The sequence below is a fragment of the Barnesiella sp. An22 genome (genome assembly GCF_963931395.1).
Taxonomy (GTDB): domain Bacteria; phylum Bacteroidota; class Bacteroidia; order Bacteroidales; family Barnesiellaceae; genus Barnesiella; species Barnesiella merdigallinarum.
The window spans coordinates 2,105,195-2,118,286 of sequence record NZ_OZ007014.1 but is presented as its reverse complement, the minus strand read 5'-3'; the positions used below and the strand labels follow the sequence as shown (position 1 = coordinate 2,118,286).

General features: G+C 50.7%; 8 protein-coding genes. 1 reads left to right on the top strand and 7 read right to left on the bottom strand.

The genetic code is table 11. From position 1 onward, the window contains the following. Position 1 precedes the first annotated feature (1 nt). Complete coding sequence (locus ABGT88_RS08710; RefSeq protein WP_087407342.1) at positions 2 to 931, bottom strand: ABC transporter ATP-binding protein; 930 nt, start codon at positions 929 to 931, stop codon at positions 2 to 4. Between the two features lie 117 nt (positions 932 to 1,048). After that, positions 1,049 to 3,295 (bottom strand): DNA primase, encoded by a 2,247-nt coding sequence (dnaG, locus tag ABGT88_RS08705; RefSeq protein WP_346701574.1) that lies wholly within the window; start codon positions 3,293 to 3,295, stop codon positions 1,049 to 1,051. 613 nt (positions 3,296 to 3,908) lie between these two features. Here dnaG and ABGT88_RS08700 point away from each other — a divergent pair. Next, the gene (locus ABGT88_RS08700) at positions 3,909 to 5,159 is read left to right on the top strand and encodes a hypothetical protein (protein ID WP_087407344.1); all 1,251 of its coding nucleotides are present in this window, start codon (positions 3,909 to 3,911) and stop codon (positions 5,157 to 5,159) included. A gap of 82 nt (positions 5,160 to 5,241) precedes the next feature. Here the strand turns inward: ABGT88_RS08700 and ABGT88_RS08695 are convergent, their stop codons facing one another. From ABGT88_RS08695 to gcvH, 5 genes are all read right to left on the bottom strand, one after another. After that, a complete protein-coding gene (locus ABGT88_RS08695) occupies positions 5,242 to 7,953 on the bottom strand; it encodes a hypothetical protein (RefSeq protein ID WP_346701572.1) in 2,712 nt (903 codons plus the stop codon). Between the two features lie 506 nt (positions 7,954 to 8,459). Continuing rightward, the gene (gene lpdA, locus ABGT88_RS08690) at positions 8,460 to 9,809 is read right to left on the bottom strand and encodes a dihydrolipoyl dehydrogenase (RefSeq protein ID WP_346701570.1); all 1,350 of its coding nucleotides are present in this window, start codon (positions 9,807 to 9,809) and stop codon (positions 8,460 to 8,462) included. Positions 9,810 to 9,881: 72 nt separating this feature from the next. Next, the gene (gcvPB, locus tag ABGT88_RS08685; RefSeq protein ID WP_087407347.1) at positions 9,882 to 11,339 is read right to left on the bottom strand and encodes an aminomethyl-transferring glycine dehydrogenase subunit GcvPB; all 1,458 of its coding nucleotides are present in this window, start codon (positions 11,337 to 11,339) and stop codon (positions 9,882 to 9,884) included. A gap of 3 nt (positions 11,340 to 11,342) precedes the next feature. After that, positions 11,343 to 12,671 carry an aminomethyl-transferring glycine dehydrogenase subunit GcvPA gene (gene gcvPA, locus ABGT88_RS08680; protein WP_087407348.1) on the bottom strand — a complete coding sequence of 443 codons (1,329 nt, stop codon included), beginning with the start codon at positions 12,669 to 12,671 and terminating at the stop codon, positions 11,343 to 11,345. Between the two features lie 21 nt (positions 12,672 to 12,692). Continuing rightward, a complete protein-coding gene (gene gcvH, locus ABGT88_RS08675) occupies positions 12,693 to 13,070 on the bottom strand; it encodes a glycine cleavage system protein GcvH (RefSeq protein WP_087407349.1) in 378 nt (125 codons plus the stop codon). Positions 13,071 to 13,092 lie beyond the last annotated feature (22 nt).

The window sequence follows — 13,092 nt, the reverse complement described above, 5'->3', positions numbered from 1 at the left end:
GCTAAGCGTTTTGTTTTTCTTCCAGAGCCGACTCGCCAACGGTATCGATAAAGATTTCGTTCATCGTGGGCAGTATCTCTTCAAATCCGGCTATCTGGCATTGTTGCGTGAGCAGCCCGATGAGCTCGTTGTTGCTCATGTGCGGGTCGCGCTTGCGCAGGGTATAGGCGTGGCCGCGGGCGATGGTCCGTGCCTCGGTAATTTCGTAGAGGTCGTTGCTTTGCAACTCGCCCTGTTGTACTTCGACCTGAAAGAGATGCTTCTTGTGCTGTTCGCGGATGTCGTTGACCTTGCCTTGCAGCACGGCGTGCGAGCGGTTGATGAGGGTAATCTCGTCGCACAACTCCTCGACCGAACCCATGTTGTGAGTCGAGAAAATGATGGTGGCACCCTTGTCGCGCATTTCGAGAATCTCGCGTTTGAGCAGATTGGCATTCACGGGGTCGAATCCGCTGAAGGGCTCGTCGAAGATGAGCAGTTGCGGGTTGTGCATCACCGTGGTGATGAACTGTATCTTTTGTTGCATGCCTTTGGAGAGCTCTTCTATTTTCTTCTTTTCCCAACCGCGGATGTCGAATTTGCCCAGCCAATAGTTCATGCTCTCTTTGGCAGCTTGTCGCGACATGCCTTTCAATTGGGCCAGGTAGAGAATCTGTTCGCCCACCTTCATCTTTTTATAGAGGCCTCGCTCTTCGGGCAGATAGCCTATGTGCTCGACATCCGAGGGGTGTAGCGGGCGGCCGTCGATGAGAACTTCGCCTTCGTCGGGGGCGGTAATCTGGTTGATGATACGAATCAGGGTCGTTTTACCGGCTCCGTTGGGCCCCAGCAGGCCATAGATGCCGTTGCGGGGTACGCGCACGGTGACATCGTCGAGTGCTCGGTGTGAAGCATATTGTTTGACAATGTGATTGGCTTCGAGATAGTACATAGTGTTTTGACAATAGGTATATGATTGATGAGACAAAGGAACGTATATTTTTTGAATTAAACAAGTAAAATGATAAAATTTTATTGTTTTTCGATAAATAAATATTGAATATCTTTTTTATCTCGGCGATACGATACGGTCGCCTATCTGCTTGGCCAACGCTGTTCTCACCCGGTTGAGCTCGACGTTCTGCTCGATGAGCTCGATTATCCGTTGCTCGTCCTTGTTGCGCGAGGCCTCTTTGATTTGCTCCTGTATCTGCTTGATCGACTGCTCGAGAATGGCGTTTTTCAGCTCGTAGATGGCCCGTGGAATAAGCTCCCACAGACGATCGGCCTCCAGTTCTACCTTCTGGAATTTGGTGTGTACTTTGCTGAGCTGGTATTTCTCGCTCACCAGGTCGACGGCAAGCATGCTGATCGAGGAGTCGGGATGGGTCGTGAAATAGCGTTCGAGAAAATTGGTTTCGAAGGTTTGCAACTCTTCTTCCATCTCGCGGGCGATACGTGTTTGAGCTTCGGCCTCTTTCCGTTGTTTGTCGGCAATATCGCCGCTTTCGAGGCGTATCTGTTCGATGGCTTCGTCGACCAGTTTTTGTTCCTTCACCTGCAGTTCGGTTCGCAAGGCGGCTACTTGTTGAGCTTCGTATTCCCGCTGTTCGGCTGTTAGTTCTACGATATGCTTGTACAGCGGATTGCACAGTTCGATACTATCGATCGAGAGCTCTTCGACGATGTATTCCCACACCTTTTGCCACGACCCGTCGGGCAATTCGAACAGGTTGCGGTAGCCATAGCGCACGATATAGCGGATAATCTCCCGCTCGTATTTTTCGAGGGGCGATTGCTGTACCATCCGTTGCGACAGCGTGTGGTTGGTGACGGGGACGGCTTCGGGTGTTTCGGCCGGTGCCGGCATATCGGCCAGCGAAGGGGGTGGGGGAGTTTCGTTGCCGTTGGCCGGTGCGGCGGTTGTTGTGTTTCCCGATTTCGGGGCGTTCGTCGTGGCGGCCGATTGCCTCTCCTGATTGTAGCGCTCGCGCGAGAACTGCTGTTCGGCCCGTTTCTGGCGGCGTTTGTTCAGCTCCGACAGCAGTACCTGTTCGTCGATTTGCAACAGGCGGCTGCACTCTTGCACGTAGACCGAGCGGACAATGGCATCGGGAATGAGAGAGATGCTCTCGACGATATTCGAGATGATGTCAGCCCGTTTGATGGGGTCTTCGCCGGCATCTTCGAGCAGCAGTTGGGTCTTGAACCGAATGAAATCGGTCTCGTGTCCCTTGATATAACGGGTGAACGACTCGGCACTCTGACTCTTGGAGAAAGAGTCGGGGTCTTCGCCGTCGGGCAGCAACACCACTTTGATGTTGAGCCCCTCCTGCAGCAGCAGGTCGATACCTCGCAACGAGGCTTTGATGCCCGGAGCATCGCCGTCGTAGAGCACCGTGATGTTGTCGGTGAAGCGGTGAATGAGTCGTATCTGTCCGTGGGTAAGTGCCGTACCCGACGAAGCTACGACATTTTCGATACCCGACTGGTGCATCGACAGCACGTCGGTATACCCCTCGACCAGATAGCAGCGCCGCTCTTTCTCGATGGCCCGCTTGGCCTGGTAGATGCCGTAGAGCTCGTCGCTCTTGTGGTAAATATCCGATTCGGGCGAGTTGAAGTATTTGCTTATCTTCACCCCCGACTTCAAGATGCGTCCGCCAAAGGCGACCACCTTGCCCGATACGCTGTAGACCGGGAACATGACCCGGCCCGAGAAGAGGTCGTAGATGCGGCCGTTCTGCCCTTCGCGGCAGAGCCCCGTCTTGAGCAGATAGTCGATTTTATAGCCCCGTTTCTGGGCCTCCACGGCCAGGGCGTCGCGCTTTTCGGGCGAATATCCCAGCCCGAACTTGCGGATGATGTCTTCGTTGAAGCCCCGCTCCTTGAAATAGGCCAGACCCACCGAACGGCCTTCGTCGGTCTCGAGCAGCGACTTGCTGAAGAACTCTTGAGCGAAGGTGTTGATGACAAACATGTTTTCGCGTTCGCTCCGTTTCTGACGCTCTTCGTCGGTCAGCTCCTTTTCATGAACCTCGATGTTGTATTTCTTGGCCAGGTATTTCAGCGCTTCGTAGTAGGAGAGCTGTTCGTGTTCCATGATGAAGTGTATGGCGCTGCCACCCTTGCCGCAACTGAAACATTTGCAAACCCCCTTCGACGGCGATACGCTGAACGAGGGCGACCGGTCGTCGTGAAACGGGCATAACCCCCAATAGTTGGCTCCGCGCCGGCGCAAGCTGACGAAGTCGGATACGACATCGACGATGTCGGTCGCGGCCATAATTTTATCGATGGTTGCCTGGTCTATCATCTCTTTTCGTTTGGGTGCACGAAGATAGCGATTTCTTGACGATAATGGTTCGTCGAGCTCTTACTTTTTTCAATGCTGCAAAAATAGGTTAGAGTTGGTTGTTTTTGATTCTATTTTGCTAAAATATTGTATTTAAATAATAAATAAAGTTGTATACTCTCGTTTTTGAGTTGATTTTCTTGTCGTCGACTCAGAAAATTCATACATTTGCAATGTGTTTTTCATAGTATTAGATTTAAGGTTAATGAAGATTGGTTGTCGTGAGACAACCTTTCCTTTTTTAAACCCCTCGCAAGCTCTTCCTTCGGCGACATTCCCTCTCTTTTTCTACGAGTGTGGCAGTCATCTGTTGTGGTCCCGATAAATTGTATTGTCGGTACGCTCCGTTTTTTGTGGCCTGTTGTCAATCAACACAATCGATTTGTATTTTTCTGTTAAACAGATTGTTGTGGAAATATCATCTGCTTTGAGATTAAAATTTGCAGGGGTGTAATCATTTTCAAAATGAAATTTTTAATAGATTTTTATTAGAAAAATGACTTTATTTATCAAAATATTATTACATTTGTGTACATATTTTTTGACCCCAAAGTAGTAACTTAAAAAAAGTGGTATGAAAAAATTTACTTTTGTTTTGGCCGCTACGGCCTTGTGTGTAAATGTTGGCTTTGCCCAAACATTTGAACCGATGAATCGCTTGACTCCGGTTAAACAAGTAGCCCTCGAGAAGATTGAAAAGTCCTCGTTGAGCAGAACTTTACCGGGTACTGCTGAAACCAAATTTGATTTTATTAAGGAGAATCAAAAACGTATTGCCAAAAAACCGGCACAAGTTGCTGCTTTGACGGCACCTGAAGCTCTCCCTGCTACAAATGTAACACCTTCTTATTTTGTAGCTAACTGGAATGCTGTGTCGGGAGCTAATTATTACGAAGTAGATACATATAGAATATTTACTACGGCTGCCGATTCTGTTGAATATTGTGCTTTGTATGAAGATTTCTATTTCGCAGAGGCAAGTGATGAGTCGATTACCAACTATCTTAATGGTAGTACCTACCGTTCTCAGTGGGTATTGATCGATGGTAAGTTGGGCGATCAGTCTGTTATTCTCCCTGCCGCAGCTGCAGAGGGTTGCGAGTTGGATACTCCCCCGTTGGATTTGACGGCTGGTGGTGAAACCGGGAATATCCATTTCAGTCTCAGTCTAGAGGGTAATACCGGTGATAAGGTTTATATAGGGTATTATTATGATGAAAATGGTGAAAGCAAAGCTTATGCTTTGGGTGACCTGACTTTGGAAGATGGCGGGTTGAAAGGAAGTTATTCGGTTCCAGATCTTCCGTTGACTGAAGAATCGGGACTTTTCTTATATACGATGGCTTCGGAGAATACAGGTGATATAAAGGTTAATGAATTCGTTGTATCACAAACTCTTGCTCCCGGTCTTGAGTTTATGGCTTTCCATGATTATGCCACGACCACGGGTACATCGGTTCAGGTATTTACGATGGAGAGAGATGTAATGTCCGAAGGGGTAACTGATAATTTCTTCTATGGTGTATTTGCCTTGAATGTCAATATGGCCACCGGTCAAGTTACCGATGCTTCCAATATTTCAAATTTGATTGATGTAGATGGCCAAAGCGGTGTAGAAGGTGTACAAGTTAGCAACGACAAGATTTTCGTACACGACAATCTGCACGTTGTTCTTGAGAAACCGGCTACAATTGCCGTTTACAACATGGCCGGTGTACTGGTTATGAGTGTCGAGGGTGTGGAAGGTGAGAACGAAATCGCCTTGCCCGCTGCCGGTGCCTATATTGTAAAAGCCGGTAACACGGTTGCCAAAGTGATGAAATAATCTTATCACAGACTGATAAGACAAGGGGCTGCATCGCAACCGATGCAGCCCCTCTTGTTTTTTGCTTTCTGTTCTTATGAGTCTATGACTTCAGGTCGTCTTTTTTCTTAAAGGGATTCAGAAGCCACGACAGCCAGTTGTTGCGAGGCTTTGGCTTTTTCTCCAGAACCTCTTCGACATTGAAGATGATTTGGTCGGTCTCTTCGTCGATTATCGCCCCGCTGTCGGTATCCATATAGGTACACAAATCGACCAGCAGCTCTTTGCATCGTTCCATATCCAGCTTGCTCCTCTTCATGGTCCAAATCAATATGGTGCCCATGTAGTCGGGAAACTGGCCAAAAATCTGCGCTCTCGACTTCACCAGTTCGTTGGTCAATATCCCTACATATTGGGGAGTTACCTTCTTGGGATTTTTTATGTCGCAGCCATTGGTAATGGTGTACCAGTAATCGCTGATGATAGAGCCATGATACATGCGCTTCTTCGACAGGTGCAGGCGCACGCCGGGATAACTCAACCAGGCCACGGGTATCTCTATATGGTCGGCATCAAACTCTTTTCCCATGGTGGCGTAGTAGCCATATTTGTCGGGGCAAATAAATCCGTCTTTATAGGTGCAGAAGAAACGGATTATCTTCTCGGCATACTCGTTATGACTTTTCTCCCACAGGTCGTGTAAAAAGGTATTTAATTTGGCCCTATCAAAGTCCCAGTTCTGCATGAACTCTACAAATCGCGGGTCGGTCAGGTTGGGCTTGACCTGTACACATAAGCATAAAATCGGTGGCTGTTTGCCGGGCTCCTGTTGCCGTATCGCGGGTTTCTGCTCCTGGTTTTGTGGGTCGGCGATTTCCTGTCCCTGGCTCTGCTGATTGGCCAAGGCCTTTTGCATGAGGTTGTTGAAGTATTCTTCGGTCTCTTTTTGTGATTTCCACTTCTCTTCGTAGATGTTTTTCTCGGCATTGCCGAAGAGATCGAGCAGGACTTCGCCCGTTTTATCGTCATACATGATGCCGTAGTCGGCTTTCAGGTATTCGCAAAAGTCCCGCAGAAGTTGTTCCACAAAACTCCTGTCAATCTTCCATTGTTTGTGAAAAACAAAGGTGATGACACCCATATATTCCGGTAAGACACGTTTGGGACGTAAGACTTTTTCCACTCCTCCATCTCCGATAATAGCATATGACTTATTGTATATAAGAACAAGATATTTACGCAGTTTCTTCATATACAAGTCTCCTGCCGGAAAACTTAGCTCGGCAATCGGGTCTGATATATCGTTCTTGTCAAAGGGATATTTTATCGGGTCACAACTGTTGTACCGATCGGGACATATAAGCCCGTCGCGATAGTTGACAAAAAATTCTACAATTTGTCGAGCCCGTTCATTGTAGAACGGTCGTTCCAAGGAATCCAGAAATGTATGAAAGTCTTTTAATGAGAAATTCCAATCTTTTTCTTCGAGAAATTTTGTTATTCTCGGATCGGTCAGATTCTCTCTTATCTGTATTCTTATACCGATGTTTTCACAATTTGTCGCTTCCATAGGTGTGTTTTTTTTCAGATTGGGGTTACTCGTATCTGTTACATTCTGTATCGCAGGTTTCTGTTCCTGGTTTTGTGGGTCGGCGATTTCCTGTTCCTGGCTCTGCTGATTGGCCAAGGCCTTTTGCATGAGGTTGTTGAAGTATTCTTCGGTCTCTTTTTGTGATTTCCACTTCTCTTCGTAGATGTTTTTCTCGGCATTGCCGAAGAGATCGAGCAGGACTTCGCCCGTTTTATCGTCATACATAATACCGTAGTCGGCTTTCAGGTACTCGCAAAAGTCCCGCAGAAGTTGTTCCACAAAACTCCTGTCAATCTTCCATTGTTTGTAGAAAACAAAGGTGATGACACCCATATATTCGGGATATTTTCCCCGAGGGGGACGAACTATATCATCGTCAGGACCGGCAACTATTGCAAACTCTTCATTCCTTATGAGAGCAATATACTTGCGCAGTTTCTTTAGATAAAGGCCTCCCGAAATAAAACTTAACTTGGAAATCGGTTTTGATATATCGTCCTTGTCAAAAGGATATTTTATCGGGTCACAAATGTTGTACCGATCGGGACATATAATCCCGTCGCGATAGTTGACAAAAAATTCTACAATTTGTCGAGCCCGTTCATTGTAGAGCGGTCGTTCCAAGGAATCCAAGAATGTATAAAAGTCTTTTAACGAGAACGTCCAATTTTTCTCCTTGATGAACTCCAAAATTCTCGGATCGGTCAGGTTATCTTTTATCTTTATTTTTATACCGATGTTTTCACAATTTGTCGCTTCCATAAGTGTGTTTTTTTTCAGATTGGGGTTACTCGTATCTGTTACATTCTGTATCGCAGGTTTCTGTTCCTGGTTTTGTGGGTCGGCGATTTCCTGTTCCTGGCTCTGCTGATTGGCCAATGCCTTTTGCATGAGGTTGTTGAAGTATTCTTCGGTCTCTTTTTGTGATTTCCATTTCTCTTCGTAGATGTTTTTCTCGGCATTGCCGAAGAGATCGAGCAGGACTTCGCCCGTTTTATCGTCATACATAATACCGTAGTCGGCTTTCAGGTACTCGCAAAAGTCCCGCAGAAGTTGTTCCACAAAACTCCTGTCAATCTTCCATTGTTTGTAGAAGACAAAGGTGATGACACCCATATATTCGGGATATTTTCCCCGAGGGGGACGAACCACATAATCGGGATCGGCAACTATTCCAAATTCTTCATTATCTATAAGAACAAGATATTTGCGCAGTTTCTTCATATTCAAGTCTCCTGCCGGGAAACTTAGCATGGCAATCGGGTCTGATATATCGTTCTTGTCAAAGGGATATTTTATCGGGTCACAACTGTTGTACCGATCGGGACATATAATCCCGTCGCGATAGTTGACAAGAAATTCTACAATTTGTCGAGCTCGTTCATTGTAGAGCGGTCGCTCTAAGGTATCAAGGTATGCATCAAAGTCGTCTAATGAAAAATTCCAATCTTTTTCTTCGAGAAATTTTGTTATTCTCGGATCGGTCAGATTCTCTCTTACCTGTATTTTTATACCGATGTTTTCACAATTTGTCGCTTCCATAGGTGTGTTCTTTTTCAGATTAAGGCTTTACATATTATATCAGTTACAAAGTAGCAAAAAATTATTGAAAGAAACAATCTAGACCCATGCTTTTCTCGGGTGGAACGATTATGTACGTTTATACGGAAAGAGGCTGCATCCAAGATAGATACAGCCTCTTTCGTTATCCTGTGGAGTAGGGGGATTCCCTAAAATTCCCGGGCACACTCTTGCAGCACCTCCGAGAGGGTGGGGTGTGCATGTACCATCTCTTTCAGTTGGGCTACGGTGGTAGCGCGGTTCATCAGGGCCGAAATCTCCTGTATCAGATCGGCAGCGTGGGCCCCGAAGATATGGCCGCCGATGATGCGGCCGTTTTCGTCGGCAATGAGTTTGCACAGCCCGTCGGGCTCGCCCATGCTCACCGCCTTACCGTTGGCCCGGAAGAGCGATTTCTTGGCCGTGAAGGCGATGCCCTGCTGTTTGCACTCCTCTTCGGTGAGTCCCACCATACCGGCTTCGGGGTGGGTAAATACGGCCGAGGGAATGATACTGAGGTCGATGCCGCTCTCCTGGCCCAGCAGGTGGTCGATGACCTTGCGTCCCTGGAACGAGGCGGCATGGGCCAGCAGACAGCGGCCGTTTGCATCGCCTATGGCATAGACGTCGGGCACGTTGGTCTGCAGGTTGTTGTCGGTCTCGATGCCTTTGGGTGAGTAGTGTATGCCCACGGTGTCGAGTCCCAGCCCTTCGACGCGAGGGGCCCGGCCGGTAGCAATCAATACCGTGTCGGCCTCGACCGTGTGCTCCTGGTTTTTCCAGGTGTAGCGGACGGTCAGCCCCGAGCCGGTCGACTCGATGGAGTTTACACCGGCCTGGTTGAAGAACTCGATGCCCCGCTTGGAGAGAACCTGTTTCAGCCGTTTGCTGATGTCGGTGTCGAAGTTGGGCAGAATCTCTTTGGCAAACTCGAGCATGGTGACTTCGCTGCCGAAGCTGCGGAAGATGGAGGCGAACTCGAGCCCGATGACACCGGCCCCCACGATGCAGAGCCGCGAGGGTATGTGGTCGATGTCGAGCAGTTGGGTCGAGGTGACTACCCCGGGAAGATCACTCCCCGCGATGGGCGGAATCTTGGCCGTAGAGCCGGTGGCTATGAGTATGTGCCGGGCCGTATAGGTCTCGCCCGAGGCGCTCTTCACGGTGTGGGCGTCGAGCAGTTCGGCCCGCTCGGGTATGCAGGTGATGAGTTTGTTTTTCAACAGAAACTCGATGCCGGCGGTGAGTTGGGCCACCACCTCGTTTTTGCGGGCTACGACACGTGCCATATCTACGGTAGGAGCCGTCGCCCCGATACCCATCGCCTCGCAGTGGGCAATGGTGTCGGCCACCTCGGCGCTGCGACAGAAGCATTTGGTGGGGATACACCCCTCTTGCAGACAGGTGCCTCCGACCCGGCGCTCTTCAAACAGGGTGACGCTCAGTCCCTTCTTGGCGGCATACAGGGCCGTTTCGTATCCGCCGGGGCCGGCTCCGATGATGATAATATCGCTGTTCATGTGCATGTAAGAAATAAAAAACGGAGAGGGGAAAGCGCTGGGCGCCTTCCCGGTCTCCGTAAAGGTGAGGTTTTAATAATTCAAATCTTTGAAGCGCAAGATGGGGTTCTTGGCTGCGGTCGTCTCGTCGAGTCGGCGTACGGGTGTCACGTGCGGAGCGCTCTTCACCATTTCGGGGTCGTCGATGGCTTCGCGGGCCACGGTGCGCATGGCTTCGATAAACTCGTCGAGCGTCTCTTTCGACTCCGTCTCGGTAGGCTCGATCATAATCGACTGATGGAACAGCAGCGGGAAGTAGATGGTAGGCGCATGGTATCCATAGTCGAGCAGACGTTTGGCCACGTCGAGTGTAGTGACGCCGGTCGACTTGTCGAGCAGGCCGTCGAATACGAACTCGTGCTTGCAGATGCCCTCGATGGGGAGGTAGTAGCAATCTTTCAACGACTCTTTCACGTAGTTGGCGTTGAGTGTGGCCAGTTCGCCCACATGTTTGATTTGCTCCTTACCCAGCGATAGGATATAGGCGTAGGCCCGCATCATCACCCCGAAGTTGCCGAAGAAACCCGATACGCTGCCCAGGCTGTCGGCACCCCCTTCGACGGCGTAACGGTCGCCGTGTTTCACCACGCGGGGACGGGGCAGATAGTCGACCAGAGCGGCAGCCACACCTACGGGGCCGCTACCGGGACCACCACCGCCGTGCGGGGTAGAGAAGGTCTTGTGCAGGTTGATGTGCATGATGTCGAAGCCCATGTCGCCGGGACGGCAACGGCCCAGCAGCGGGTTGAGGTTGGCTCCGTCGTAGTAGAGCAGACCGCCGCATCCGTGTACCAGCTTGGCAATCTGGGGAATCTCTTTCTCGAAGATACCCAGCGTGTTGGGGTTGGTCATCATGATACCGGCAATCGTGTCGTCGAGCAGCGGTTCGAGCTTGGCCACGTCGATGGTTCCTTCGGGGGTCGAGGGCACCTCGACAATCTCCAGGCCGCACACGGCCGCACTGGCCGGGTTGGTGCCGTGGGCACTGTCGGGTACGATGACCTTGGTACGTTTCAGGTCGCCCCGTTTGATGTGGTACTGACGCATGAGCATCAGACCGGTCAGCTCGCCGTGAGCACCGGCAAAGGGGTTGAGCGTGAATTCGGCCAGACCCGAAATCTCGGCCAATGCCTGGGCCAACTCGTAGTAGAGCCGCAGGGCACCCTGTACCGACTCTTCGCTCTGCCGCGGGTGCAGCGTGGTGAAGGCCGGCATCGCAGCCATCTCTTCGTTTATCTTGGGGTTGTACTTCATGGTGCAGGAGCCCAGCGGATAGAAGCCGGTCTCGACACCGAAGTTCTTGTTCGATACGTTGGTATAGTGGCGCACTACGTCGAGTTCGCTCACTTCGGGCAATTCGGCCGGAGTCTCTCTCCGCAGTGTCTGGGGCAGGTCGGCCAGCGAATAGTTGCCGAAATCGGATTGGGGCAGGGAGTAGCCTACGCGTCCCGGTTTTGAAATTTCGAATATCAGTTTGTTGTAATACTTCATGGCTTATCCCTCCTGTTCGATTAGTGAAACCAAATTGTCAATCTCTTCGCGGGTGCGTTTTTCGGTTACGCAGAAGAGTATCGTGTCGTCGGTTCCTTCGACGGGGATACCGGCCAGGAAGCCTTTCTCTTCGAGATGTTTCATCAGCGTCTCCCGGTTCAGGGTGGTGCGTACGGCGAACTCTTTCAGGAAGGGTTTGTCGAAGCAGAGCGAGAATTTGCCCGTAGCCAGCAGTTTGTCGCACAGGTAGTGTGCCCCGGCATAGGATTTCTCGTTGACCTCCTGCAAACCGCGTTTGCCCATGAGAGCCATGTAGATGGTGACATACAGCGCCATGAGCGACTGGTTGGAGCAGATGTTGCTGTTGGCCTTCTGCCGGCGGATGTGCTGCTCGCGAGCCTGCAGGGTGAGTACGAAGGCCCGTTTGCCGTCGACATCTTTCGTAGCGCCTACGATACGGCCCGGCAACTTGCGCACCAGGTCGCGCGAGGCGGCCAGATAACCCACGTAGGGACCGCCGAAGTTCAACGGCATGCCCAGCGACTGACCGTCGCCGCAGGCAATATCGGCACCCCATTCGCCGGGCGTCTTCAACACGGCCATGGCCGAGGGGTCGGCGTTGACGATAAAGAGAGTCTTGTGGGCGTGCGTGCTCTCGGCAAAGCCAGTGAAGTCCTCGATGATGCCGTAGCGGTTGGGGGTGCTCACGATGACACCGGCCACGTCGTTGGCCTCGAGCATCTGTTCCATGGCGGCCTTGTCGGTCACGCCATCATTCTCGGGAATATAGTCGAGCGTCACGCCGTGGAAACGGGCGTAGGTCTCTACGACGGCAATCACCCGTTCGCTCACCGTGCGCGAGATAATTACCTTGTTGCGTTTCTTGGCATGGGCGATGGCCATGAGCATGGCCTCGGCCGTAGCGGTGGCGCCGTCGTACATCGAGGCGTTGCAGCACTCCATGCCGGTGAGTTCGCACATCATGCTTTGGAACTCGAAGATGTATTGCAGGGTTCCCTGCGAAATCTCGGGCTGGTAGGGGGTGTAGGCCGTGAGGTACTCCGAGCGGGCGATGAGCTGTCCGATGACCGAGGGAGAGTAGTGGTCATAGGCTCCGCCGCCGGCAAAGACGGTGAGCGGGTGGTTCAGGTTGCCCAGCTCCTTGAAATAGTTACGTACCTCGTCTTCCGACATCGACTTCTTCAGGTTGTAGTCTTTGTCGAAGCGAATGCTTTCGGGGATTTCGGCGTAGAGATCGTCGAGCGACGCGACGCCTATCCGCTCCAGCATTTCGGCAATATCCGATTCGGTATGCGGGAAATATTTGTACATGTACTTATCCTCCTCCGTCGATTATTCGCAAATAGCTTTGTAGGCCTCGGCGTCCATCAGGTTCTTCAACTCTTCGGGGTCGCTTATCGTTACCTTGCAGATCCAGTTGTTGAAAGCATCTTCGTTCAACAGTTCGGGCTTGTCTTCCAGCGCTTCGTTAATCTCCACGACGGTTCCGCTGATGGGCGACAGCAGGTCGCTGGCAGCTTTCACACTCTCGACGGCTCCGAACTCTTCGCCCTGGTTCAGCTCATCGTCTACCTCGGGCAGGTCTACGTATACTACGCTACCCAGTTGGTGTTGGGCATAGTCGGTGATACCGATGTAGCCGAATTCGCCTTCAACTTTTAACCACTCGTGTGATTCGGAATAATAAAGTCCGTCCAATACTGTACTCATAATCTTGTTATTTTTAGGTTTG

Coding starts and splice junctions, on each gene's coding strand:
- dnaG (WP_346701574.1), bottom strand. CDS start 3,295: ATGATAGACCAGGCAACCATCGATAAAATTATGGCCGCGACCGACATC.
- lpdA (WP_346701570.1), bottom strand. CDS start 9,809: ATGAACAGCGATATTATCATCATCGGAGCCGGCCCCGGCGGATACGAA.
- ABGT88_RS08700 (WP_087407344.1), top strand. CDS start 3,909: ATGAAAAAATTTACTTTTGTTTTGGCCGCTACGGCCTTGTGTGTAAAT.
- ABGT88_RS08710 (WP_087407342.1), bottom strand. CDS start 931: ATGTACTATCTCGAAGCCAATCACATTGTCAAACAATATGCTTCACAC.
- gcvPA (WP_087407348.1), bottom strand. CDS start 12,671: ATGTACAAATATTTCCCGCATACCGAATCGGATATTGCCGAAATGCTG.
- gcvPB (WP_087407347.1), bottom strand. CDS start 11,339: ATGAAGTATTACAACAAACTGATATTCGAAATTTCAAAACCGGGACGC.
- gcvH (WP_087407349.1), bottom strand. CDS start 13,070: ATGAGTACAGTATTGGACGGACTTTATTATTCCGAATCACACGAGTGG.
- ABGT88_RS08695 (WP_346701572.1), bottom strand. CDS start 7,953: ATGAAGAAACTGCGCAAATATCTTGTTCTTATAGATAATGAAGAATTT.